The organism is Terribacillus saccharophilus (assembly GCF_046592895.1).
GTDB lineage: Bacteria > Bacillota > Bacilli > Bacillales > Amphibacillaceae > Terribacillus > Terribacillus saccharophilus_D.
Map to the genome: position 1 here is coordinate 340,288 of NZ_JAWVPU010000003.1, position 24,890 is coordinate 365,177.

The 24,890-nt window shown below is 43.5% G+C and carries 25 protein-coding genes, 2 tRNA genes, 1 rRNA gene and 1 pseudogene; 7 read left to right on the forward strand and 22 right to left on the reverse strand.

Annotation, left to right across the window (positions count from 1 at the left end):
- Positions 1–71: 71 nt before the first annotated feature.
- The 3 genes and pseudogenes from SFC66_RS12630 to hpaB all read right to left on the reverse strand — a co-directional run bounded on the left by SFC66_RS12630 (position 72) and on the right by hpaB (position 2,585).
- On the reverse strand, positions 72–587 hold the full coding sequence (locus SFC66_RS12630) for a DNA topology modulation protein (protein WP_411219116.1): 516 nt from the start codon (positions 585–587) through the stop codon (positions 72–74).
- Positions 588–598: 11 nt separating this feature from the next.
- Positions 599–1,045: pseudogene (locus SFC66_RS12635) on the reverse strand (2-thiouracil desulfurase family protein); the annotation flags it as partial.
- A gap of 109 nt (positions 1,046–1,154) precedes the next feature.
- A complete protein-coding gene (gene hpaB / locus SFC66_RS12640) occupies positions 1,155–2,585 on the reverse strand; it encodes a 4-hydroxyphenylacetate 3-monooxygenase, oxygenase component (RefSeq protein ID WP_411219086.1) in 1,431 nt (476 codons plus the stop codon).
- Between the two features lie 304 nt (positions 2,586–2,889).
- Here hpaB and SFC66_RS12645 point away from each other — a divergent pair, with 304 nt between their 5' ends.
- Together SFC66_RS12645 and SFC66_RS12650 are read left to right on the forward strand one after the other, a co-directional pair.
- Positions 2,890–3,849: an L-lactate dehydrogenase gene (locus tag SFC66_RS12645; RefSeq protein ID WP_411219117.1), complete on the forward strand. Its 960-nt coding sequence runs from the start codon at positions 2,890–2,892 to the stop codon at positions 3,847–3,849.
- Positions 3,850–3,882: 33 nt separating this feature from the next.
- On the forward strand, positions 3,883–5,505 hold the full coding sequence (locus tag SFC66_RS12650; RefSeq protein WP_411219087.1) for an L-lactate permease: 1,623 nt from the start codon (positions 3,883–3,885) through the stop codon (positions 5,503–5,505).
- 27 nt (positions 5,506–5,532) lie between these two features.
- On the opposite strand, the gene SFC66_RS12655 is transcribed toward SFC66_RS12650, so the two are convergent.
- The 6 genes from SFC66_RS12655 to SFC66_RS12680 all read right to left on the reverse strand — a co-directional run bounded on the left by SFC66_RS12655 (position 5,533) and on the right by SFC66_RS12680 (position 11,050).
- On the reverse strand, positions 5,533–6,243 hold the full coding sequence (locus tag SFC66_RS12655; protein ID WP_411219088.1) for a hypothetical protein: 711 nt from the start codon (positions 6,241–6,243) through the stop codon (positions 5,533–5,535).
- 268 nt (positions 6,244–6,511) lie between these two features.
- A complete protein-coding gene (locus SFC66_RS12660; RefSeq protein WP_411219089.1) occupies positions 6,512–7,828 on the reverse strand; it encodes a DUF5068 domain-containing protein in 1,317 nt (438 codons plus the stop codon).
- A gap of 566 nt (positions 7,829–8,394) precedes the next feature.
- Positions 8,395–8,940 carry a hypothetical protein gene (locus tag SFC66_RS12665; protein ID WP_411219090.1) on the reverse strand — a complete coding sequence of 182 codons (546 nt, stop codon included), beginning with the start codon at positions 8,938–8,940 and terminating at the stop codon, positions 8,395–8,397.
- Between the two features lie 33 nt (positions 8,941–8,973).
- Positions 8,974–9,651 carry a DUF554 domain-containing protein gene (locus SFC66_RS12670; protein ID WP_411219091.1) on the reverse strand — a complete coding sequence of 226 codons (678 nt, stop codon included), beginning with the start codon at positions 9,649–9,651 and terminating at the stop codon, positions 8,974–8,976.
- Between the two features lie 41 nt (positions 9,652–9,692).
- A complete protein-coding gene (locus tag SFC66_RS12675) occupies positions 9,693–10,463 on the reverse strand; it encodes a TSUP family transporter (protein ID WP_411219092.1) in 771 nt (256 codons plus the stop codon).
- Positions 10,464–10,585: 122 nt separating this feature from the next.
- On the reverse strand, positions 10,586–11,050 hold the full coding sequence (locus tag SFC66_RS12680; protein WP_411219093.1) for a DUF4306 domain-containing protein: 465 nt from the start codon (positions 11,048–11,050) through the stop codon (positions 10,586–10,588).
- Between the two features lie 175 nt (positions 11,051–11,225).
- Here SFC66_RS12680 and SFC66_RS12685 point away from each other — a divergent pair, with 175 nt between their 5' ends.
- On the forward strand, positions 11,226–12,140 hold the full coding sequence (locus tag SFC66_RS12685) for an iron-hydroxamate ABC transporter substrate-binding protein (protein ID WP_411219094.1): 915 nt from the start codon (positions 11,226–11,228) through the stop codon (positions 12,138–12,140).
- Positions 12,141–12,220: 80 nt separating this feature from the next.
- Here SFC66_RS12685 and SFC66_RS12690 read toward each other — a convergent pair whose 3' ends face one another.
- Complete coding sequence (locus tag SFC66_RS12690) at positions 12,221–13,015, reverse strand: CPBP family intramembrane glutamic endopeptidase (RefSeq protein WP_411219095.1); 795 nt, start codon at positions 13,013–13,015, stop codon at positions 12,221–12,223.
- A 235-nt stretch (positions 13,016–13,250) separates the two neighbouring features.
- Here SFC66_RS12690 and SFC66_RS12695 point away from each other — a divergent pair, with 235 nt between their 5' ends.
- Entirely contained in the window at positions 13,251–13,409 is a 159-nt protein-coding gene (locus tag SFC66_RS12695) for a hypothetical protein (RefSeq protein WP_411219118.1), read from the forward strand.
- A 101-nt stretch (positions 13,410–13,510) separates the two neighbouring features.
- On the opposite strand, the gene SFC66_RS12700 is transcribed toward SFC66_RS12695, so the two are convergent.
- Together SFC66_RS12700 and SFC66_RS12705 are read right to left on the reverse strand one after the other, a co-directional pair.
- Positions 13,511–14,938: an MDR family MFS transporter gene (locus tag SFC66_RS12700; RefSeq protein WP_411219096.1), complete on the reverse strand. Its 1,428-nt coding sequence runs from the start codon at positions 14,936–14,938 to the stop codon at positions 13,511–13,513.
- A gap of 49 nt (positions 14,939–14,987) precedes the next feature.
- On the reverse strand, positions 14,988–15,413 hold the full coding sequence (locus SFC66_RS12705) for a universal stress protein (protein WP_411219097.1): 426 nt from the start codon (positions 15,411–15,413) through the stop codon (positions 14,988–14,990).
- Between the two features lie 174 nt (positions 15,414–15,587).
- Between SFC66_RS12705 and SFC66_RS12710 the strand changes: the two genes are divergently transcribed.
- Entirely contained in the window at positions 15,588–15,965 is a 378-nt protein-coding gene (locus SFC66_RS12710) for a hypothetical protein (protein ID WP_411219098.1), read from the forward strand.
- A gap of 67 nt (positions 15,966–16,032) precedes the next feature.
- On the opposite strand, the gene SFC66_RS12715 is transcribed toward SFC66_RS12710, so the two are convergent.
- The 3 genes from SFC66_RS12715 to SFC66_RS12725 form a co-directional block, all read right to left on the reverse strand.
- On the reverse strand, positions 16,033–16,779 hold the full coding sequence (locus SFC66_RS12715) for an ABC transporter permease (protein WP_411219099.1): 747 nt from the start codon (positions 16,777–16,779) through the stop codon (positions 16,033–16,035).
- Complete coding sequence (locus SFC66_RS12720) at positions 16,776–17,501, reverse strand: ABC transporter ATP-binding protein (RefSeq protein ID WP_411219100.1); 726 nt, start codon at positions 17,499–17,501, stop codon at positions 16,776–16,778. The genes SFC66_RS12715 and SFC66_RS12720 overlap by 4 nt, the downstream gene beginning before the upstream one ends.
- Positions 17,502–17,632: 131 nt before the next feature.
- Positions 17,633–18,259 (reverse strand): redox-sensing transcriptional repressor Rex, encoded by a 627-nt coding sequence (locus SFC66_RS12725; RefSeq protein WP_411219101.1) that lies wholly within the window; start codon positions 18,257–18,259, stop codon positions 17,633–17,635.
- A 447-nt stretch (positions 18,260–18,706) separates the two neighbouring features.
- On the opposite strand from SFC66_RS12725, the gene SFC66_RS12730 reads away from it, so the two are divergent.
- Complete coding sequence (locus SFC66_RS12730; protein WP_411219102.1) at positions 18,707–20,662, forward strand: ABC-F family ATP-binding cassette domain-containing protein; 1,956 nt, start codon at positions 18,707–18,709, stop codon at positions 20,660–20,662.
- Positions 20,663–20,862: 200 nt separating this feature from the next.
- Here the strand turns inward: SFC66_RS12730 and tsaD are convergent, their stop codons facing one another.
- Genes tsaD through tsaE form a run of 4 tightly spaced genes read right to left on the reverse strand, consistent with a single transcriptional unit; the run spans position 20,863 to position 23,460 of the window.
- Positions 20,863–21,870, reverse strand: a complete 1,008-nt coding sequence (gene tsaD / locus SFC66_RS12735; RefSeq protein ID WP_411219103.1) for a tRNA (adenosine(37)-N6)-threonylcarbamoyltransferase complex transferase subunit TsaD — start codon at positions 21,868–21,870, stop codon at positions 20,863–20,865.
- Positions 21,867–22,316 carry a ribosomal protein S18-alanine N-acetyltransferase gene (gene rimI / locus SFC66_RS12740; RefSeq protein ID WP_411219119.1) on the reverse strand — a complete coding sequence of 150 codons (450 nt, stop codon included), beginning with the start codon at positions 22,314–22,316 and terminating at the stop codon, positions 21,867–21,869. Before rimI ends, tsaD begins: the two co-directional genes overlap by 4 nt.
- Positions 22,313–23,011, reverse strand: coding sequence for a tRNA (adenosine(37)-N6)-threonylcarbamoyltransferase complex dimerization subunit type 1 TsaB (gene tsaB, locus SFC66_RS12745; protein ID WP_411219104.1), 699 nt, complete (start codon positions 23,009–23,011; stop codon positions 22,313–22,315). Before tsaB ends, rimI begins: the two co-directional genes overlap by 4 nt.
- On the reverse strand, positions 23,008–23,460 hold the full coding sequence (gene tsaE / locus SFC66_RS12750) for a tRNA (adenosine(37)-N6)-threonylcarbamoyltransferase complex ATPase subunit type 1 TsaE (protein WP_411219105.1): 453 nt from the start codon (positions 23,458–23,460) through the stop codon (positions 23,008–23,010). The genes tsaB and tsaE overlap by 4 nt, the downstream gene beginning before the upstream one ends.
- A gap of 144 nt (positions 23,461–23,604) precedes the next feature.
- Between tsaE and SFC66_RS12755 the strand changes: the two genes are divergently transcribed.
- Positions 23,605–24,387 (forward strand): hypothetical protein, encoded by a 783-nt coding sequence (locus SFC66_RS12755; RefSeq protein ID WP_411219106.1) that lies wholly within the window; start codon positions 23,605–23,607, stop codon positions 24,385–24,387.
- Positions 24,388–24,433: 46 nt separating this feature from the next.
- On the opposite strand, the gene SFC66_RS12760 is transcribed toward SFC66_RS12755, so the two are convergent.
- The 3 genes from SFC66_RS12760 to rrf all read right to left on the reverse strand — a co-directional run bounded on the left by SFC66_RS12760 (position 24,434) and on the right by rrf (position 24,794).
- Positions 24,434–24,510, reverse strand: a tRNA-Asp gene (locus SFC66_RS12760).
- A gap of 75 nt (positions 24,511–24,585) precedes the next feature.
- Positions 24,586–24,660 (reverse strand) — tRNA-Met (locus SFC66_RS12765).
- Between the two features lie 21 nt (positions 24,661–24,681).
- A 5S ribosomal RNA gene (gene rrf / locus SFC66_RS12770) occupies positions 24,682–24,794 on the reverse strand.
- Positions 24,795–24,890: the final 96 nt, after the last annotated feature.

Genomic DNA, 24,890 nt, shown 5'->3' on the forward strand with positions numbered 1-24,890 from the left:
CTATCCTATCTACATATAAAGATACCTTTACAGTTAAAATATATCAAAAAAGACCAGACGTAAAGGTGACTTTACATCTGGTCTTTCATTTCTGCCAAAAATCTTTTCATTTGCCGATGACTTTTCAATACGATGATGTGTTTGTCTTGTTTTAGTTGAGACAGCTTGTCCAGCAGGTTTTGACGCTGACTTTCCGGGAATTCCCACACCCATTTCAGAAATCTCATGTCGATTTTTTCTTCGCATCCTTCCTGCATATCAGGACGGGAACGATTGTGATACATGACACGCCTTTTCAGCACACGATATAAACATAGGATTCGCGGCATATCGAGGAAAATGATCGTATCAGCTGCTTGCAGGCGGATATCGAGCGTGCCATTATAATTGCCATCGATGATCCAGCTATCCCTGCTTACCAATTGAGACTGAATCTGCTCTTGTTCTTTTCTCGGGGTAAGTGTCCATCCCGGCTTCCAAAGTATCGCATCCAAATGCCATACTTTTATATCGATGACCTGACCAAGCTTTTTAGCAAGTGTAGACTTCCCAGATCCACTGGAACCGACGATGGCAATCTTTTTAATGCTCGTAATTCCTGTTCCAGCTCTGCTTCTGAGATCACGCGGATACCGGCTTTCCTGAACATAGCTGTCGTCACTCCTGCACCAGCAAGCTTTCGTCCGTTAAAAGTGCCGTCATAAATGACGCTGCTGCCGCATGATGGGCTGTTTTCCTTTAATACAACGATTTCCACATCTTGCTGTTTGGCAATGTCTAGCGCGCGTGCTGCACCTTCTATGTACATGCTCGTAACATCTGCGCCCGAGCGCTCAACTACTTTTGCTTGTCCGTCCAGAACATCATACCCATCCCCGCCGACGATTTCTGCTGGTTCCCTTGGCGTCATGAAGCCGCCAAGCAATTCAGGGCATACACTTATCGCTTTCCCCTCGGCAATCAGCTGTTCCACCATACTATCTGTCGCCGTTGAGCCATTATAACGGACAGGTTTACCTGCCAGACATGCACTTACCATGATCATCGGAATTCTCCTTTACACTTCAGGTTCTGGATAAAATATCAACAATATAAAGCTGACTGTTTCCTACTATTATAAATCAAAAAAGCCTCATCCGAGGATAAGGCCAAATCTATGACAATAAGTCTTCTATCTTCTCTTTGTATGGCTTGAAATCCACTGAACCATAAAATTGACCGATCAGGCGAACTGGATCTCCAAAGAAGAAATGTTCATATAAAGTTTCCCTTGTGCCGAAAGAAGACATAACAAAGTCCCAAGCGAGCCGGAACAGCTTCACTCGATCTTTACCTTCCCTTGTTGCACCTTGGAGATAATGATTCAATGACTTGCCTTGTTCCGACTTGAATGCCTGTATGGACGGGATGCTCATCAGACCGCTTGCACCTAGCTGATGAATGACAGGTGCTGCTTCAGGATATTTACGGGCAAAAATATTGGATGCTACCTGAAGCGGCTTTAAATCCGGACAAAATGCACCCCACCGATCTGGTGCAGCTTGTGCTTCTGCTTGCTGCAGCAATGATTGCATCACCTCGGTCAGGAGAATCAGTTTAGCTGCTTTCTCCCGGACATGCTGGTATTCTGCAATATTGATTTCCTCAATCAACGATTGGACAAGTCCGATCGTGAATTCAAGCTTCGCTATCCGGCGAATCAACACCTGATGCAAGCCAAAAGCTGCAAAGCTGCTTTGATTTTTGAAACTATTCGCAACGGCCACATTATCGTAGTAAAAAATACGCTCCCACGGTATAAGGACCTTATCGAACAGTACGATGGTATCAAGCTCTTCATATCTGGCACTGAGCGGATAATCGGTCTCACTTTTCCCGCCAGCGAATGACTCCCGGGCAACAAACGTCAGTCCTTCTGCATTGCTCGGAATGGCAAATGCATAGCCTCTGTCCTGCTCGAAGCCCCCTGAGGACATCACTAACAATTCATCCGTGATTCCGCCTTGAGTCGCCAGCAGCTTTGCTCCTTGGATCAAAATGCCTTTTGCATTGCGCTCCACTATCTTTGCAGCAATGGGATCCTCTTTCTGCTCGATATAGAAATCCCCTCTATTCACTTGCGGATCAATGAATGTGTGTGTCATCGTCAAATCATGCTTCTTAACATAATCATAATAGCTGCGAAGATGATCAGGAAAGCAATTATCTTCTCCTTCCAATAAGGAAGCAGAAGAAGCGAACGCCATCAATGCTGTATTCATATAATCTGGACTGCGGCCGATCATGCCGTGCGTCGTTTCAGCCCAGCATCTGATCATATTGCTCCGTTTCAGCAACTCCTCTTTTGATTCCGGTCTTAGAAAAGAAAGGCCATGACGATCTCCTGAATTTGCATCGATATAAGTAAGAGTGTCCATATAAGCTGCTTCATGCTGCATATCATACAGCTTAGCTTGTGTCCGCATGATGCCTCGGAATGCACTATGTTTGGATAGAGGTTTCTTGATGATCGATTTGCCATTAAGTACTTTATTGCCCAATGCATCAATATCAGTAAGATAGGCTTCACCGGTTCTTACAGACATGCATTTCCCCCCATTTTGTCATCCGTAATGGATAACCTTTTCTTCTGGTGCAGATACTACAGCTGTCATTCTTCCTTTCTTTTTTCTACGACCGTGCGCATCATGGCAAAGAAGACGATCAAGATGAAAATACCGATAGCAAACAATACCGTAAACATACGAAAACCCCCTCAACGGAGACTATTCAAATTGTTCACACTTTATTCATAACAAAACACTTGAAAAAGTTTGTGAAGTAGTGCACAATATAAAACATAAAGAATGTGAAACATTTCACAAGTTAAAAATAATGACAAAGGTGATGATCTACATGGAAAGAATCAATAAAGTAGCTTTGGTTGGTGCGGGATTCGTTGGGAGCAGCTATGCATTCGCATTGCTGAATCAGAATATCGTGGATGAACTGGTGATTATTGATCTGAATGAGAATAAAGCGATGGGCGATGCGATGGATCTGAATCACGGTCAAGCATTTGCCCCTCGTCCGACAAAAATCAGCTATGGCACATACGCTGACTGTCAGGATGCCGATATCGTCTGTATCACAGCAGGAGCTAATCAAAAGCCAGGTGAAACACGACTGGATCTTGTCAGCAAAAACGTCAAGATTTTCAAAGGAATCGTCGATGAAATCATGAATAGCGGATTCGATGGTATCTTCCTTATCGCAACGAATCCAGTTGATGTTTTGACCCATGCTGTTTGGAAATTCAGCGGCCTGCCTAAAGAACGTGTCATAGGCAGCGGTACAACATTGGATTCAAGCCGCCTTCGCTTCATGCTTGGTGAATATTTCGGCGTGGCACCTCATGATGTACAAGCGCATATGATCGGGGAGCATGGCGATACCGAGCTTCCAGTTTGGAGCCAAGCGACAATCGGCGGCGTTCCGCTGGCAACGATGATGCAGACGGACAGCAAATATAAAGAAGCAGATTTAGAAGACATTTATGTGAATGTACGCGATGCAGCATATCACGTCATCGAGAAAAAAGGCGCAACTTACTATGGTATTGCCATGAGCTTGGTTCGTGTGACACAAGCCATCCTTGGAGATGAAAAAGCGATCTTGCCAGTCACAGCACATCTTGATGGAGAATACGGCGAGAAAGGTGTATATATCGGTGTTCCGACCGTTGTCGGCCGCAAAGGTGCACAGCAGGTTCTCGAGCTTCCATTGAACGAGAAGGAAAAAGAACAGTTCAAACACAGCGCTGATGTGCTTCGAACTACAGTGGAATCTGCCTTTCAAACTGTAAACTAATTCAAACTCCAACAGAAAAGAGATGAGCATAGCATGTGGACGCAAGCGTATGATCCGTTTGGCAATGAGTATGTTAGTGCATTTATCGCCTTTTTACCTATTCTGTTTTTCTTGGTTGGTTTGACTGTATTTAAATTGAAAGGAATACTTGCTGCGGGGCTGACATTGTTAATCAGCTTCGCAGTCGCAGTATTCGTTTTCCAAATGCCTGCATTGAAAGCGTTATCCGCAATTGTTCTCGGTATCGGGAATGGTTTATGGCCGATTGGCTATATCGTCATCATGGCCGTGTGGCTGTATAAGCTAGCAGTGAAATCCGGCAAGTTCGACGTGATCTGCGGCAGTATTGCCAATATATCGCAAGACCATCGTTTACAGCTCTTATTGATAGGCTTCAGTTTCAATGCATTCCTGGAAGGAGCAGCCGGCTTCGGTGTACCGATTGCCATCAGTGCAGCCCTTCTTACCCAGCTTGGTTTCAAACCGCTTAAAGCGGCTGGGCTCTGCTTGATTGCCAATGCAGCATCCGGTGCATTCGGCGCCATCGGTATCCCTGTCATCACTGGGGCACAGCTTGGGGATATCAGCAGTCTGGAGCTTTCCCGGACACTTGCTTTGATTCTGCCGCCGATCAGTTTCGTGATTCCGTTCTTGCTTGTATTCATTTTGAACGGTTTTAAAGGCATCAAAGAAACTCTGCCTGCTTTACTTGTATTAAGCGGAACATATACAATCATTCAAACTGCCACTATGATTTTCATAGGTCCAGAGCTTGCTAATATCGGTGCGGCATTGATCAGCATGGGTGCGCTTGCCCTCTTCCTTCAGAAATGGCAGCCGAAAAATATTTATCGTGAAAAAGGTGCGGAGGTTCAAGAGGAGACTGAAAAGTATACGCTGAAACAAGTGGCTAAAGCATGGTCACCATTTTATATCCTGACGATCGTCATCGCCTTTTGGAGCGCGCCATTCTTTAAAAATCTATTTGCAGCTGAAGGTCCGCTCGCAGGTTGGATTGCCTATTTGAAAATGCCATTTTTACATCAGGAAGTTGTCAAAATTGCACCAATCGCCGTTAACGACACACCAATGGATGCCATCTTAAAGCTTGATTTTGTTTCTGCAACAGGTACTGCCATCCTGGTAGCAGTCATTCTGACAAGTTTGTTCAGCCGTAATATCAACTGGAAAAAAGCAGCCAGCGGGCTGCAGGAAGCCACAAAAGAGCTTTGGATTCCAGTGCTTACTATCTGCTTCATCATGGCGTTTGCAAATCTATCAAACTATGCTGGCTTGAGCGCCGCAATAGGTTTGGCTTTAGCTAAAACAGGCACATTGTTCCCATTGTTCAGCCCGATACTCGGCTGGATCGGCGTATTTATCACTGGCTCCGTTGTCAGCAATAACGCCTTATTCGGTACATTGCAAGTCGTGACAGGCAGCCAAATCGGGACAAGCTCTGCCCTGCTTCTATCTGCCAATACAGCCGGCGGCGTCATGGCCAAACTCATCTCACCGCAATCCATCGCCATCGCAACTGCGGCAGTAAAAGAAACTGGAAACGAATCAGCATTGTTCAACCTGACAATCAAATACAGCCTGCTGCTGGCCGGATTCGTTTGCATCCTGACATTCGTGCTCTCTCTATTTTTATAAACAAAGAAAGCTGACGTTTTCCCAACGTCAGCTTTCTTCTGCATATCTCCATTGATGCTGCCACCGATAATCTATCACTCGTTCTTCAGTCCTGAGCGTAACAGGATGCCAAGGACCTAAATCCAAATTGAATTTTACCGGCTCAATGGCGTCTTTCTCTAAACGAAACTGCTTGAACTCCTCCGATATGTCTCCAGACTCCTCCGCAAACTGCATATGAAGTCTGACATCAATCGCTTTATCCTTATTGTTTTTAATATAAAACAACGTATCATACTTTGTATCTTCACATTCCTTGTAACAATCTTTATAAGAACTGACCATGACGATTGATACAGCCTCATCACTTGCGGTTTGATCGAACTGTTCGTATACGTACTTCAGGTCGTCTACGTATTTGACTTTCTCTGCCAGCGGTAAGCCAATCGCAAATCCTAAAACAAAAGATATACCCATAGCCGGCAGAATGAATTGATACTTTTTTGGCCCGAATGATGCTTTGAAAACTTGTATCTTGTTAAGTCGGCCCTTTGTAATTAAAAAGAATGCAAAAACAAAACATAAGAAGATGACAGCAGCAAAAGAACCTACAAATATCATTAAAAGTCCATCAAAATAAACAAGCGGAACATCATACTGTAAATGGAAATATATATGCCATCCTATTAAAACTACTGTATATACACCAAGAGCAATCCAAAAATGACGCTTTATTTTAAGAACATCTTCATCTGACATATAAGACTTGACTCGTATCAAATAATAAAAGAATGGCAGCAATGCTGCGAGTGCAAATAGTAATTCCATGTAGTGTATCCTTTCATGAAGTAACCGGTGATAAATGTCATGTTGTCGTGCTCTGCCTACGTTGGACTGTTGCGCTTTATGTCCGGAGGGGCTGTATAATTCTATACTTCAAAATGTCGCAAAAAAACCAGATAATACCGTAATACTTCACGGTATTATCTGGTTTTGTGTAATGCTTAAATGCTTTTGTCACATTTTCTTATTTAAGCTGGAAAGCTGCTTCTTTCCCTTTAGAAATATCTTTTGCTTCTTCATTTCTAATCGGGCCGATCTCGATTTTGTAGGACTTTTCTTTCCACAATGCATCGTATTCTTCTTTATCGAGAACGTATACCTGCAGCAGTTCTCCTGATTCGCCATCTTTGACTACATCGTTGGTTGCATACCTAGTGAGCATACCTTCATTTAGCTGCCTCCAAGAATCATCTACAGTCAAAGTGGAGTCAAGACCACTTAGCGGAACAGTTTCACCTGTTTTATTATCTATCCCGAATTTTACCGTTAGTAAAACTACACCGTTAAAATCTTCAAATCGTGGAGCTTCAACCTCATTTGGAGTAAACTCCGTAAATTGATATCCTTCCAGTGTTACGGTAGTATCACCAAGCTCTTGACTTTCTCCGATGCCGTCTTTTTGTTCAAGCATTTTCTTTTCTCCCATATTATCAACGGAAGTGGCATCTTGATAAAACTCTTTATTGGATTCAGTCTTTGCTGCGCCTTCTTCATCAAAGTTAATCGTAAATTTACCCGGGCTTCCAATTGGATTACTGAATTCATCTTTCTTCGCTTGAGGGACAGGAACATCAATCAAAGCTGAACCTTCGCCCATGACTGTTTCCAAAGCTGCTGTGCCAAGTGGATAAGCAGCATAGCCTTTTACTGTTTCCCCAGCTTTTACTTCGGTGTCTCTATCTACGAACAATTGCTTGAACAGCTGATCTTCTTCTGGTACAAGATCTTTGTTATCTCGTTCGTACTCTGTACCGCTGCTATAGTTCATATCAAGAGAAGGGTTATAGTAGACAGATTTATCCGTGTCATTTTTGATGGTATAGTGCGCATATACAATTCCGCCATTTGTTTCATCATCAAAAGGAATGCTGTAATCCATATGAAAATCCTTCACTCCAACAAGGGCATAGGAATCGAGTGTGACGTTTACACCTTCCATGTCATGCGTTTGTGGTTCACTATTCTCATAAAATACAGTGGTTTCCTCTGCTTCTATGTTTGTTTTCATAAAGTCGACTATTTTTTGAATGTCTGCAGAACCAGAGTCAGTTGCTGCTGCATCTTCACTTTTAGAAGCATCACTCTCTGCTTTTACATCAGTTGCTGTGTCTGCTGCATTTGCTTTATCTTCACTGGCTGTATTTTCTTCAGAAGCACTTGCCTTTTCCTCGGATGCAGCTGGTTCCTCTTCTTTGCTGGCTTCTTTACTGTCAGCACCACATCCACTAATAATTAAAACAGAAAAAATCGCACCAAATAAAAACATTAGTTTCTTATTCATTTTTCAACCTCCATTAACAACTTATAGTAATCAGCTTAACATGTTCTAATTTCTTACAATATCAGCAGAAAGTAGTAAAAAAACAGCCAATTCCCCTCCATTCTTTATGTAGGATAAGTGGTGCAGTATAATGTACCTAAATGCTGGAATAACCGGAAAAACAGTTCACCAATACCACATCTCACACTCTTCAAGATCATAAAATGCGATAACAATAGTAATTAAGCTGACTATACATTCAAGTTTCTTTCTAACCCTAATCTTCTTTCATCACTAAAAACAATACAATATTTAGTATTAATGTATATTAATTACCTATTATTAAGGTTTTTTTTACTACAGGACAGATGGAGCTGTTTGGATAGTTGGTGTGTATCTGCTGCTAAATCAATAAGGGGCATGTTAGGCCTTGAATGCTGAAACCAAAAAAACATCTTCATGTTATATTACAGATCATCATTGTCCGTAATTTATCATGAAGATGTTTACTGAGGTGACTGAGTATTTATCTGTTAAGTTTAAAGGAGAGAGCTAGTACAAGTTACCATTTAAAAGCATGGAGAGCATCATTTCCAAACTTGAAGATATTTTTTCCGATACTTCTCATCTTCCACATTGTGCATCAAATCCAATGCAGTCTGCTTGATACCCTCATCCTCCAATTGATCGTATAAGTGCTTCATATTCTGGATGATATCAAATCGTACCAGTGTATGGTTTTTTTCATCCATACAATTTTCAAATCGGTCTGCCATAAGAGCCATGACCCTCTCTTTCAAGTCATCCCCAGCCAGTCCGACTTTCCAAATTGCTTGCAGACTGTGTCTGGCAGTGACAAATTTATCATCTTTCGTCACTTCCCAGAGTTCAGGCAAGTCGGAAAGCATCCTTTTTTCAGGGTCGCTTTTTGCCAGATTGGCTAGATATTGAACCGATTGGGATCGCTGATGATTGTTTTTGCTTCTTAAGCCTTCCAGCAGATCCTCCCAGACTTCGTATGCCCAGTCCACTTGCTTATCAGTGGCTTGCAGAATGTATCGATATGCTTCATAGCTTACCTGCTTATCTTTGGATTTTGCGTTGATGAATGCTTCTTTCAGTTGTTCATCCATGCGCTTCCCTCTTTTCGGCTTTTCTATGGCAAATCAGAATAACTTTAAAATCAAGAAGAAAACTGGCGGAACCAGCAAAGCAGGAAGGAAATTCATTGTCTTGAACTTTTTGATTCCTAGAATACTCAACCCTGAAGCCATGATCAGCACCCCGCCGACGATGCTCACCTCATTCAGCAAATCGAGATTCACACTGCTTTCCAATGCCTTGGCCACCATATAAATCGATCCTTGCCAAACAAACACCACACCTGCACTGATGGCGATACCCAATCCGAAAGTCGATGCCAGCACCAAGGAAGTTACAAAATCAAGCATGGCATTTGCCAGCAAGTAAGAATAATCACCATGCAGTGCAGCTTCCACCGGACCGAGGATGGAAAGGGAACCGATACAAAACAGCAGGATTGCCGTCGATAATCCCTCAGCCAGATTCGACTTGGAAAACCTTTTCACGATATTGTTGAACCTTGCATCAAGATCGAGTTTTTCCCCGACGATTGCCCCAATTGCCAAGCTGATGATAAAAAGTACGGAATACTTGCTGGCAGGCAAATGGCCAACGATCGCATTGACGCCCAACCCAAGTGCGGCCAACCCCATTGCCTGCATCAAAATTGTCTGATAGCGTTCTTTCAATCCTTTTTTAAAGACAGTTCCCAATACACTTCCTATGATGATCATTGCTACGTTGAATAGCGTCCCAAACATACTATTTCCTCCAAAACTATATCCTGTGCAAATTTTATATTTTATATCAGTTCTTTTATGTAGTCATATACATTTTTAATGATAAGAATCGTTGTTACCACAATGAATAGAATCCGTACATAGCCGCTTCCCCGCTTGATTGCAAAACGGGATCCAGCAATCGAGCCGAATATACCGGATATCCCCATGATCAAGCCAATTGCGTAATGCACCTGTCCCAAAATCATGAACAACATTAACGCCGAAACATTACTTGCGAAATTCAATACCTTCGCACTGCCTGCTGCTTGCAAAAAATCATACCCGATGAATAGGAAGGCGAACATAAGGAATGAGCCTGTACCAGGACCAAGAAAACCATCATAAAACCCGATGACAGCCAGTACTGCTGCAAATATGAAAAAACTTTTTTGGGTGAGGCGCTCATAAGTAGAAATACTTCCCCAGTCTTTTTTGATGATGGTATAAATGGCAACAGCTATCAGCATCACCAGCATGAGCGGTTTAAACAGCGCAGGGTCGATGATATGGACCGTCCAGGCACCGAATATAGAACCAATGAATGATAGCGGGAAAAACTTCAGTACTGATTTCAAGTCCAAATTGCCAGACCGATAGAACATGACTGTACTTGTGAACGATCCCAATGTTCCAGCCAGCTTATTCGTTGCCACTGCAGCTGCCGGATTCAAGCCAGCAAACAGCAATGCCGGAATCGTGATCAGGCCGCCCCCGCCAACTACCGAATCGATGAACGCTGCAAGAAATCCGAATAAAATGATAATTAAAACTGTATCCAATTCCAAATGCATATAGCTTTCCTGCCCTTTCCCTAGAAGATCTTATCAACCTTTTAATCTTAACATATGAGAAAATACGGCAGACTCTTGTCAAAGAAAAAACTCATGGCAATACACTTCTATCATAGGAAACTCTAATGTGAAGTTTTTCGCCTGAATATGGAATACCCGGCATGCAGCACGAGTAGATATCCGACTAACGATAAGCCATGACGGAACACTGTCGAACCAAAACTATCGGCTGTAAAGAAGCTGGCGCTCGTATATAAGATCAAGAAACCAAACAAGATTTCCAAGATACTGCTATACCATTTCCGGCTGCTATTGAGTTTTTGGATTGTCAAAAACAACAGTAAAGTTGCGCAGATCAAGGTCATGATTGGATATACAGGGTAGAACTTGATTGCGTAGACAAAGAAGTCCAGCCACACGATATCTTGTGGAAAGATCGGGTCGGAAACTAATAAATGAGTAAATGGCGTTGAGCGCGGCCATTCAAATACATCTTCCACTAAGTTGCTGCCCTCGTAAAGTGAAAGCGTAAGAAAAAAGATAAATGCAAACCCTGCTAAAATGAAACCGAAATATTTCCGGGACATCGCTTTCCCCCTCTTCCGTTGATTATCTCATACCGCTTTCTTGACCGATAACCTCTTCTATCAATCTCTTATTGACAATATTCTGGTTTCGTTCTATCATTTTACTAATTGAAACTGATTATCATTATCAAATGATGATCCTTTTCCACTCTATAATAGAAAGCAGGTAATCAAATTGAAAAAAGCATTAATCGCTTTTATCGGTCTTTTCCTACTCGTTCTCAGTGCTTGCGGGTCAGCAGAAGAACCAGCTTCTGGCGGCAGCGAAAAAGAAACGAATGATACATTTACATACGAATCAGAAACAGGCCCTGTCGAAGTACCGACTGATCCGCAAAGAGTTGTCGTGCTGGCATCTTATGCTGGTGATGTGCTTTCACACGGTGTCAATATTGTTGGTGTGGATCAATGGGCGAAAAGCAGTCCAGTTCTTGCAGATAAATTAAAGGATGCTGAGACGGTAAGTGAGGAAGATGTAGAAAAAATCCTCGAGCTGAAGCCGGACTTGATCATTGCAGCCGACACAACAAAAAATCTGGATAAATTCAAAGAAATCGCCCCTACTGTCACATACACATATAATAAAGTCGATTACCTGACGCAGCATGTCGAAATCGGAAAACTGCTGAATAAAGGCGACGAAGCACAACAATGGGTAGATGACTTCAAGAAACGGGCAAAAACGACAGGTGATGAAATCAAAGCTAAAATCGGCGAGGACAGCACTGTCACAGTAATGGAAAGCTACGAAAAAGGCATTGGTGTGCTTGGGGACAGCTGGGGCCGCGGTACAGAAGTCCTTTATCAAGCAATGGGACTTAAAATGCCTGATAAGGTGAAGGAAATGACTGAAAAAGACGGCTATTCGATGATTTCCTCCGAAGTGCTGCCTGAATATGTCGGAGACTATCTCGTAATCAGCGAGTATAAAGACCAGGATAATTCCTATCAAGAAACAGAGCTCTTCAAAGAGATGCCTGCTGTCAAAGAAGGTCATGTACTGACTGCAGATGCCAATGCATTTTTGTTCAATGATGCATTGACATTGGATTATCAGCTGGACTTCTTCAAGGAACAGTTCTTGAAATAAAATTGCACAGAGTTTGAAAAGGGGCTTGGACATCCAAGCTCCTTTTCGTGTGAACAATGCGCAACTTCATATGTCTACATTCAACTAGTTGCCAAAGCCGATTTTCTATTGCTGATAAACAAATAGGAAAATAAAATCAAGTTGACAATCAACACAAGGATGCTTCCTTCCATCTTCAATACACCACCTGCTATCTTACCTTGATAGGTACTGTTCAACAGATGCGGATAATCACTTGCCAAAGAAACACCGCCTAATATAATAGCTCCCACTGTGTTCCAAATAAAATGAGCAAGGATCGGTGCTATGATCGTCCCTGTGTACTCCAATAACATCGTTACAAGCAAGCTCATGGAGATGATATTAAGCACCGGAATAATGCCTGCTTCGAATGCTCCCCCGTGCATAGCGGTAAATAAGATAGTAGTTAAAACGGCTGCCGTTATCGTATTATATTTACGCTTCCACAATTGATATAAATATCCCCTGACAAGCAGCTCTTGCATGACTGTATTCAGTAGCGATGCCAGGACCCAAATCCAAAAATACGCAATAGGGTTGACTCCCTGTATATGCATCGTCTTCGTGAGTAAAAGTATTGCTGCTACGCTGCCTAGCCAGATGATTCCTATTACAATGCCTGTTAATAGATTTTTAGGCAGATTTACGGTTACAGGAACTTTTATCTTTCCTCTTTCTATCAGATAAACAAAACAAATGGAAAATAAAATTACTGCTGCAAGCGGTGTAAACTCCCACCATATTCTCATCAACGCCTGATTAGCAGTCGGTAAGTCAGGTGTAAAAGAAATCAATACAGCCCATCCGACAAAAAAGATAATTGTTTTTACTATTGTACTTAGCAACTTTCTCATATTCTTCCCTCTCTGCATCTTGTCTCTGTACATAAATTGATTTAACTCCCTAAAATAACCCTGTAATATTTTAACATAAAATCCAGCCAATTTAAGGAGACTCAGGAGACTTCTTTTAGAGGGTTTAAATAATGGTTTATGGATGTTAGGGTATTAAGCAAAAGATAATGTATGTACCACTTGAAGAACTTCAAGGATTCTACTTCTCTTTACCTAATGACGGAAGGTGATATAAATATACAAAATCATCATACCTTCCATACTAGTTATCTTCACTTTATGGATACTGCTGCAAATCTCGCTGGATATGAGCATCTTTAAAAATCCGATGAATTACTTTATCATTTTCATCATCATTTTTCTTTTTATAAAAATGATGAAAGAGAAGCAATGAAATAACCTCTGAAGCAATTGCATGCTTCAGAGGTTATTTTATTGTATCCATGATGTTTCCCGGGAAATTCATTCGCCCTCATAGCGAATTTACATACATCATCAGCCATTGGATACTCCTTTAGCTTTCTGCTCCAGCTTCTTCTCTTTCTTATAACGCATGATGAAAGATATCGGAACCATGATGAGTATCAAAATGCCGGAAAATACAAAGGCTTCATTGATTGTTTGTAAACTCGCCTGCTGCGAGGCTTCTCCGGCCGTTGTGAGATGGGAACGGCGCACCTCAAAATAAATGCTGAAGAACACGATGCCAAAGGCAGATGATATTTGCCGGAAAACATTATTCATTGCCGAACCTTGGGAAACCAGGTGCTCTGGGATATCGTTCATTCCGGCAGTCGTGGCAGGCATATTGGTAAGACCAAGCCCCGCGCCCCGAAGCATATTGATCAATAGGATCAACCAGAATGGTGTCGACAGACTGAGATTCCCAATCAGGAATGTTGAAATTGCCAAGATCAAAAGACCTGGCGGTACGACCCAGCGTGGCCCTTTTTTGTCCAAAAGCCTACCGCCCAATGACATCATGAGTCCGCTGAACAACGCAGCCGGCAAAAAGAGCAGACCTGTCTGGATTTCGCTTAGGCCATATACATTCTGAATCAATAATGGCAATAGGAATATCCCAGAGAATAAGCCGATGGAAGCTGTCGCCGTCACCAGGATCGATATCGTATAACTTGGATTCCTAAAGAGTGACAGCTCCAGTAATGGCTGTTCTTTTCGCCGCTCATAATAGACAAAAATCACAATGGCCAGCAACCCGGCTGCAATCAGCGTAAGGTTGGATGGTGACACTAGTACATCCAATGTCTGTCCGCGTCCCAATGCATATAGAACGAAACCTATGCCTAATGTAACGAAGACAAAACCACCTTTATCAAAGCGGCGTTTTGGATTTGCAGGTGTCGATTTCAGATACTTGCTGGCAAGCAGCAGCCCCAGCAGACCAAAAGGCAAATTAAAAGCAAATAGAAACGGCCATGGTAAATATGCAATCAGCACTCCGCCTATTGTAGGACCGATTGCTGGGGCCACCATGGCCGCAATGCCATAAACTCCGACAGCAAGTCCCCGCTCTTGTTTCGGGAAGGCTTGGAATATAAGTGCCATTGATATCGGCATCATCAATCCTCCGCCGATTCCCTGGATGAAACGCGCTGTGATGACAAATGGCAAACTGCCGGCAAAAATGCCGAAGATGGATCCCGCAAGAAATATAATGATACCAAGCAAGTAGATGCTTTTTTTCCCGAACCGATCGCCAAGAAAACCAGTGACAGGCATTGTCATGCCCATCGAGACCATGAAAATGGTCAAGATCCAACCGACACTCACCGCATTGGCATCAAATGTAGAAATTAAGGAAGGTAGTGCGGGATTCAGCATACTATTGTTCAAAATGACTGTGAATGTCCCAAAAAGGACAGCAACAACGACCAACCACTTGGATTCCAGTTTACTCACATGTTTACTCCCAACTGATTTTGCGTCTCACTCCAGTTGGTGACACTTGCTACTTCAAGACCAATACTGGGCAATTCGCTCTTTTAATGACATCTGTGCTGACACTTCCGACGACTAGCTTTTGAAGCCCATTCAACCCACGTGTGCCGATCACCACTAGGTCGACCGCTTCATTATTTGCTTTATTTGCAATCACCTTCCCGGCATCACCGCCGCGCTCAATCGTAAGGGTATAAGGGATATTCGCATTCTGCAGCTTCTCTTCATTGGGTCGGATACGAAGTTCACCATCCCTTTTCATATCATCAGGCTTCACCTGCTGTATAACAATCTCGCTGTTTCTTACATCTTGTATAACATAAGTCACTTCCAGCTGTACGGGCTGTGAGCTGGACTGATAGATTTTGATCACTTCTTCCGTCGCTCGGATGGAATGGTCTGAACCATCGACAGCTAATAGGATCTTCTCGTACATACTAGCGCCTCCTTAAACTGTGTTAGTAAGCTTTTCCCTCAAAACAGCGCTTACAAACGAGAGAACAAAAAAGATTCGATACCCGAAATATATGCAAATGAAATTAACATTTGCATTACACACCCTTTTGGCAAAGTATGAGATGATGAAGAAAAGAGTTTGGAGGTGATTTCCTTGATCGCAAGAATCATCACTTTCCTCATCGTATTCCTGTTGTTAGTTGGAGTGGTTGCCTGGATAGTTGATGCCTTCAAACAAGAAGCGTTCATTGAAGATTCCATAGAACGGATAGAAGTATATGATGCAGAATCAACAACACCAGCAAATACGATTTCAGACGCAGACCAGATAGATGATATCCTGGACTGCATCAATGCTTGTGAACGGGAAGAACTGGTGGAAACGGCACTTTTCACATCGATTGATGTCACACTTATTCTTTACGGTAAGGAAGAAGATTATAATGTCGGCGTTATGCAAAGTGATGGTGCCGTCAGGTTTACTTATGATAACAACATTATTAGCAGTGCATTTGAACCGTTTGCTTTGTAAAAAAACCGCCCATCACAGGCAGCAATCTTACCTATTCAAATCACAGCCGTCGTTCCAATCCTCCTGCCTAATCGATAAACTGCATCCGCTCATTGAACTTCGTTGGATACGATAAGAAGCCTAGCATGATACTCGTGACAATTGCGGTTGTCAGCAGCAGGAAGAGGATCAGGAGCTGAAACATGACTGCCTGGAGCGGGTCTGCCCCGGCAATGATTTGGCCGCTCATCATACCGGGCAGCTGGACCAGTCCGATTGTTTTCTGGCTTTCTATCGTTGGAATCGTACTGGCCTTGATGGATGTCAGCAAGGCGTGCTGAATCGCTTGCTTTGGTGTACCGCCCAAGGATAGGATGAGCTCTGTTTCCTCCCTCCTGGATGCCACTTCCGACGTGAATCGATTCAAAAACAAAATACCTAGCACCATGGAATTGCCTATCACCATTCCGCTCAATGGGATGATATATTGTGCAGTCGGCGGTGTGATGCGAAGACCTAGCAGAATCCCCTGCGTCAGCACTTCGATCACAAGGAATGTAAGCACCAGCTTCCATGTGATGCCTTTGATCGATGTGCCTTTTTTTCTTGCATTTTGTACAGCTGCACCAATCATGAGTGCAACCATCAGGATGACGTAAAAGATGTTTTCGGAATCAAAGATGAACTGCAGCACATAACCTACCGCAAACAGCTGAATAACCGAACGAATCGTGGCAATGAGTGTATCTTTCTCAAGACCAAGCTTTAACGTTTTAGATAGAATAAGTGGAATAAAGACAAATATAAGCGTGAGTAATAAAGCAATAATGCTCATTTTTCCTCCTCCATGACAAAACGTTTTACTGCATCAGTCTTTGGCTGATCCAATATATCTATAGGTCCTGCCTCCGCAAGAGTCCCTTTCATCACGACCCAAACTTCATCCGCGACCGTCTTGGCCTGCTCCAGATTATGCGTAATCCAGATGATGGTCTTGCCATGCTCCCTATTGACCTTTTTCATCAGTATTTCAATATCCTGCTTGGAAACGCGATCCAGTGAAGATGTGATTTCATCCAATAGTAAAATCTCCGGCTCATTCAGCAATGTCCGGGCAATGGAGACTTTCTGCTTTTGCCCACCTGATAAGTCCCTGCTGTTTCGATTTAGTATACTTTCTTCTAGACCTACAAGCTGCATCATCCGTTCCGCTTCCTTTTCTTCCAGTTCCTTTCCTGCTAGCTGTAAAGGCATTGCTACATTATCCCGAACGCTTCCTCTAAGCATCGTGGCCTGCTGCAGGACAATACCGACATGACGACGCAAGTGCACAGGGTCATACCTCAGAATCTCTTTTCCATCGATCAGGATGTTTCCGCTTGAAGGTGACAGCAAGCCATTGCATAGACGGAAGAGTGTCGTTTTTCCTGCGCCTGATGGTCCGATGATTGCTGTTATTTTTCCTTTATTGAACTTACCTGATATACCATGGATGATTGGATTTTCCTCTGTTTCATACACCACTTCCTGAAATGTGATGGCAGCTTGCTGTTCCATGCTCTCACTCCCTTTTTAGCTTCTTACGTCCTAGTATCTTTATTTCATCTAGTTTACCCGAATTCCCCCTATATAAGGACTTGGATATATTGTATAAGAAAAAAACACCTCTCTCATGAGAGGTGCTTGGATTAATAATGCTTCAAAAAATAAACTAATGACTGCAATTCGATAGCCAAATCGATATGATGCACTCGGATATTGCTAGGTACAGCTATTCGTGCCGGCGTGAAATTCAGGATTCCAGCAATGCCGCATTCGATTAGGCGGTCGGTGATCGGCTGGGCAGCTTGTGCTGGAACTGTCAGGATTGCCGCGCTCACATTGCCGATATATTCTTCCAAATCATCGATATGATAAACCGGTACACCGCCAATATTATTTTCCACTTTACCTGGGTCTGTATCGAATGCCATCTCGATTTTCGTATTATTGTTTTTCGTGAAGTTATAGTGCAGGAAGGCCGTTCCCAGATTACCTACGCCGATAAGCGCCACTTTCGTTATTTCATCTTGGTCGAGTGTTTTCCGGAAGAAGTTCAGCAAGTACTCTACATTATAGCCATACCCCTTCTTGCCAAGTGCTCCGAAATAAGAAAAGTCACGGCGGATAGTAGCTGAATCAACTTTCACTGATTCACTCAATTCCTTCGATGATACTCTGGTTTTCCCTTGCAAATGAAGGCTGTTAAGGAAGCGGTAATAAAGCGGCAGCCGCTTTGCCGTTGCTTTTGGTATTTTATTCTGGTCCATATACATGCTGATTTATCCTCCTAAAGCCTGCAGTCTCAAAAAGCGAACTTCATGCAGCCATGCAGCTGGGCAAAAAGGCCTTTCGAACAAGAACAAGTATGTTCTGTTACCTTTCATCCATGACCAGCTCCATTCCCCTGAACGGAATAATGGTTGCAGACAGGTTCCCTTCTGGCATCTGTAAGGAGTTGCAGATGCTGTCTGCGGCTTCGTGCTTGAATTGTTACGATATGATACTTTCACAAAGTACGATTATTGATAACACCTTATTCTAACAGAAATGATTAGGAAAGTCTTGTATAGATTCACAAGGAAGGGTTTAGTGCGGAGCCTCGTTTCCATTTTAACAAATTCATTCCCGATGTCCATCCACTTGTACCCTAAAAGCACAAGTAATCGGCGCTTGCTACAGTTTTGCCACATAGGATACACTGATAGTATGAGGTGAACAAGATGATTTTATTGCAAGCGAATAATATAACAAAACTATTTGGCGCGGACGTCATTTTATCAAATATAAAATTGGAAGTACAAACACAGGATAGACTGGCCATTGTCGGACGAAACGGTGCCGGCAAGTCCACTTTGTTAAAAATCTTGGCCGGGGAGTTGAAATACGACGAAGGAAATGTATTTTTGGCAAAAGATGCAACACTGGGGTATCTGGAGCAGCATACTGGTCTGGAGTCGGACAAAAGTATCCTGGAGGAAATGAAAACAGTTTTTGCTGAACTGATCCAGCAGGAAGAAGAACTGCGGCGCCTGGAAGCGAAAATGGGTGATCCAGACCTTCTTTCAGACGAAGCGGCCTACCAGCAATTATTGACGAATTACGATACGAAACAGCAGGCTTTCCGTTTGAATGGAGGCTATCAATATGAAGCGGATATCCGTTCTGTATTGAACGGTCTTAATTTCGGGGACAAAGACTTGTCCACACCGATCGGTTCATTGAGCGGCGGTCAGAAAACAAGACTCGCATTAGGGAAACTGCTGCTTCAAAAACCGGACGTACTGATTCTGGATGAGCCGACCAACCACTTGGACATTTCGACATTGGACTGGCTGGAGGGTTATTTGAGCGGCTACCAAGGCGCCGTCGTAGTTGTATCGCATGACCGTTATTTTCTCGACAAAACAGTCAATACCGTCATCGAAATAGCACATAATCACTCTGTCAGGTACAAAGGCAACTATAGCAATTATCTTATACAAAAAGCCGCAAATTATGAACGCGAGCTCAAGCAATACGAAAAACAGCAGTCTGAAATCAAGAAGATGGAAGAATTCGTACAGAAGAACATAGCCCGTGCCACCACGACAAAGCGCGCACAGAGCAGGCGCAAGCAGCTTGAGAAAATGGAACGGATCGACAAGCCGCTACATGATGCATCTTCAGCAAAGCTTACATTCGATATTGAACGTCGCAGCGGTAATGATGTATTGAAGGTGCATGATCTGACGTATCAGTATCCGGAAAGTGATACACCAGTCTTTGAGCATATCAGCTTTCAAATGAATCGCCAGGACCGTATTGCCCTTACAGGACCAAACGGTACCGGCAAAACGACGCTGCTCAAAACAATAATCGGGAAACTGCCTGCAAAATCCGGCCATGTGGAACTGGGGACCGGTGTCAGCATCGGTTATTATGATCAGGAACAGACGGAGCTGCATAGCTCGAAAAGCGTACTGGCCGAGCTTTGGGATGATTATCCGCTTATGGACGAAAAGGATATCCGTACGATACTCGGTAACTTCTTGTTCACCGGAGATGATGTATTGAAAGTGGTCAATACATTAAGCGGTGGGGAAAAAGCCCGCCTCGCCTTGGCGAAGCTGATGATGCAAAAATCGAATTTACTGATCATGGACGAGCCGACAAACCATTTGGACTTGGACAGCAAGGAAGTGCTGGAGAGTGCTTTAGCCGATTACCCTGGCACAATCCTCTTTGTCTCCCATGACCGTTACTTCATGAACAAAGTTTCAACGCAAGTTCTGGAAATGGCAGATAAACAGATTAGCATCTATTTAGGCAACTATGATTATTTTCTCGAGAAAAAACAGGAACAGCAAGAAATCGCTGCACTGGAAGCAGCAGATGCAGATCTGAAGCAAACAGCTGCGCCGCAGGAGAATAAATCTTCTTATCATCAAGATAAGGCTCTGAAGCGGGAAATCCGTAAACGCGAAAGACGCATAGCCGAGCTGGAAGAAAGAATTGCCGAACTGGAGACGGAAATCGAAGGCAACGAAACATTGCTGACAGATCCAGAGGTTTTCCAAGATTATCAGAAGGCACAGGAAATCACCGAGCGTAATGAGCAGCTACAAGCAACCCTGCTTGAAGTGATGGAAGAGTGGGAAGCACTCAGTGAAGAACAAGAAAGTTATACACAGGAGTAAATGCGTTTTCATTGTTGTTATAGCGGGATATACACAAAGTTATGCACATTATCCACATAATCCACAGTAATTGTATATCAACTTATCCACTTTTATACTTGGTACTAATAGCGGGTTTCAAAGAGTTATACACAATTCCACTTCTTGATTGTGTATAAAAAAAAGCATCGTTTTCATATGAGAAAACGATGCTTTTTTATTTATAATGGCATGGATGCCCTTGCATTCAGGCTCATATCGGCAAATTTTCCTTGCTGATACAAAATGGATGCAGCAGCGCCAATCATGGCCGCATTATCTGTACATAAAGTAAGCGGCGGAATAAGCAGTTCTGTCTGCTCGTCCGCAAAAGCTTCCTGCAAGGAGGCACGAAGCCCTTTATTGGCAGCTACACCACCTGCCACAATCACTTGCTTCGCACCAAATTCCTTCGCTGCCCGAATTGTCTTCCCGACTAACACTTCCACCACACTCGCTTGGAAACTTGCAGCCACATCAGCAGGTGCAAATGTTTCCCCTTTTTGCTTGGCATTATGCAGCGTATTGATCACTGCTGATTTCAAACCAGAGAAGCTGAAATCATAACTTTCCGGTTCGAGCCAAGCACGAGGGAAGTTTATCGATTGTTCCCCTTCTGCTGCCAGCTTATCAATGCGGGGACCTCCTGGGTACGGCAGCTGCAAAGTTCTTGCCACTTTGTCATATGCTTCTCCAGCTGCATCATCACGCGTTTCCCCGATGACTTCGAAACTGCCATGCTCTTTCATGAGGACAAGCTCTGTATGACCGCCGGAGACAACCAGAGCAAGCAATGGAAAAGCAAATTCCTGCTCCAGTCGATTGGCATAAATATGACCAGCAATGTGATGGACGCCGATCAGCGGCTTGCCGATGGAGAATGCCAACGCTTTCGCTGCATTCACTCCTACAAGCAATGCCCCGATCAAACCAGGCCCCTGCGTCACAGCTACCGCATCCAATTCCTCTTTCTTGATGCCAGCTTGCTGGAGCGCTTCTTCGATGACTAGTGTGATTTGTTCCACATGATGTCTGGAAGCTATCTCAGGTACTACACCGCCAAAGCGCTTATGACTTTCGATTTGGGAAGCAACCACATTGGATTTGATGACTCTGCCGCCTTCAATGACAGCAGCTGCTGTTTCATCACAGCTTGTTTCTATAGCTAAGATAAGTTCTGATGTTTTCATAAATTCACCCACATTACAATCGCGTCTTCCTGATTGTCTGTATAATAGTTTTTCCGGATACCGCCAGGCACTAAGCCGAATTTGCGGTACAGATGCTGAGCCGGTATATTGGAAACACGAACCTCCAATGATAAACGGTAGGAACCTGCTAGAATTGCTTGCTCTATCACATGTGCAAACAGCTTCTCGCCTAGTTTCTGTCCCCGGTAATCCGGCAATATGGCTATATTGGTGATCTGTGCCTCATCAATGACAAGCCACATCCCGCAATAACCGGCAATCGTGCCATCACTTTCGATAACAAAATAATGTGCAAATGTATTTTCAGTGATTTCACGTTCAAATATATCTATCGTCCATGGTGTTGCAAAAGATGCTGTCTCAATCGCATGGACAGCGGCCACATCAGCCAGTTGCATCGGACGGACCGTCACCTTCGCGCTCACTTCCCTGACTCCTGCTGTTTCAGCCAATTTGATTCTGCTTCGGTCATGCGGATATAGTCCGGCACGATCTGATGCACATCGTCCGCATCCCTTCCGGCACCGATCTGTGCAAGTACAGACGGTCTGGCATAATGTGCTGCACCATGCGGAATCACTGCTTGGTCACCAAGTATATCTGTGATCAGGCTGCGATGCATTTCAATATCGGGACTTAAGAAGAGAATTTTTTCATCCTTAGTCTTCAGCTGCTCCAGCCAATCCGAGAATAGAGGATTGGTGGCTTCTTCAACTTGCTCAAAGGATCCTTTTTCACTGGTATATAAAGATGTATAAACCTGCCCCCTGCGTGCATCGAAGAACGGACATACATAACCTGTGAATAGCTCTCCTTGATGTGCAAGACTCTCAAGACTCGAAACACCAATAACATCGATATCCAGTGCCCAAGCCATCGTCTTAGCAGTTGCCATACTGATTCGCACACCTGTGTAAGAGCCAGGACCCTGCCCCACAACGATCCGATCCAAATCGGCTGGTTCCATTTTTGTTTCCTTCATCAGTTGTTCGATCGCCGGCAGCAAACGAACAGAGTGATCCCTGTGACCATGCATGACATGTTCACCTAATGTTACACCATCCTTCACAATCGCCACACCAAGCAGCTGATTGGATGTATCCATGGCTAATATATTCATTCCAATAACTCCTTACAAAGCTTTTCATAACGTTCACCAATCGGTTTCAGCATAATCGTCCTCGCTTCTCCATCATGCTTGAGTGTAAGCTCCAATCGCTCTTTGGGCAAGTAGTCCTCGATGAATTGCGCCCACTCCACGATGGAAACACCTTCCCCGGAAAAATACTCCTCAAAGCCGATATCCTCATCACTGTCTTCCAGTCGATAAACATCCATATGATACAAAGGCAAGCGCCCTTCATATTCCTTGATGATCGTGAATGTAGGGCTATTGATCGTCCGCTTTACCCCGAGTCCGGCTCCAATGGCCTTTGTCAGGGTCGTCTTTCCTGCCCCAAGGTCACCTTCCATCGTGATCATATCCCCTGGCAGCAGCAGTTCAGCAAGCTGCTGGCCAAACAGATTCGTTTCTTCTATTGTATGCATTGTCTTCATAATTTGGGTCATATCCGTCACCTGACTCACTTTCATTCTTTGTTCATCTATTTATCATAGCAAAGTATAGCTCAAAAGCAAAAGCAGCAGAAACAAAAAGGCTTTCTTGGATTTATGGAGAATAATTATAGTATCAGTCAATAAAGGGGTATGCATATGGAAGCATTGGATCAAATGTATAGTTTCAACTGGAATGGAGAGATAAAATCTTATCTTGACCAAGTTGACCTGAACAGATACCAGCATGTATGGATTGGTCGATTCGGCGGAAGCATTGCCCATGGAGCATTTAAAAACGAAAATGGCTGCCTTATATTTACAGGATCAGATTGGGAACTTGCAGTCATCATGGGGGCTGAGCATACTGTTGAGAGTGCTACCTTCATCGCCGATTCCCTCATACTAAGGCAAAGAAAAATAATGGAAACCCTTGATGAGGATGTTTCCAGCGCTATGAAGAAAATCGATAGCTTTTTGATGAGTATGTTCAACAGTGTGAGATTCCGATCAACAGCAGCCAAAGTGACCGGTAATAGCTCTTGTTTGATATCTGTGCGAAAAGCTGGTTATTTATATTGGCTTTCCATTGGTGAAAATGCACTTTTCCATTTATCGTCTTCCCTGAATCGGTCCAACTCCATCCAGCTGAACCAGCAGTCCAGCTTCAGCCGTATTGGCGCTGATAATACATTTGACCAGGAAGTACCTGCCTATAACATGGGAATAGTTCCCCTGACAAAAGGAAGCAACCATATTTTGCTGTCTACCATCGGTTTACAGAGCTTTCCCGTTTCCCCATATAAAAGTGCCTCAAGGCTGCAGCGTACGTTCAAACAGAGCCACAGTATGCCTTATTTCATTCAGACATTGCTGCGTAACGCTCAAGCTGCAGGCGCAGCTGAAAGCATCACGCTGATCGGCTGGGATATAAACATATAAAAAAAGCTTTAGGAGTAATCCTAAAGCTTTTGAATAATCTTATGTATGGCGGTCCGGACGGGACTCGAACCCGCGACCTCCTGCGTGACAGGCAGGCATTCTAACCAACTGAACTACCGGACCAAAACTGCTGCTATGTATTAGTGCAACCTACATTCACTACCCAATAAATAATTTAATGCAGTAAGTGAAATAATTTGGTTGCGGGGGCAGGATTTGAACCTGCGACCTTCGGGTTATGAGCCCGACGAGCTACCCCTGCTCCACCCCGCGATAATATTAAGAAGATACTCGGCCTGGCAGCGTCCTACTCTCGCAGGGCGAACCCAACTACCATCGGCGCTGAAGAGCTTAACTGCTGTGTTCGGCATGGGAACAGGTGTGACCTCTTCGCTATTACCACCAGACCTTACTTATATTTCCCTGAGACCGATATATTATTCACTATCTGACCGAGAAATTTAAGTGTTTGAAGTAAACCTTCAAAACTAGATAAGAAACTT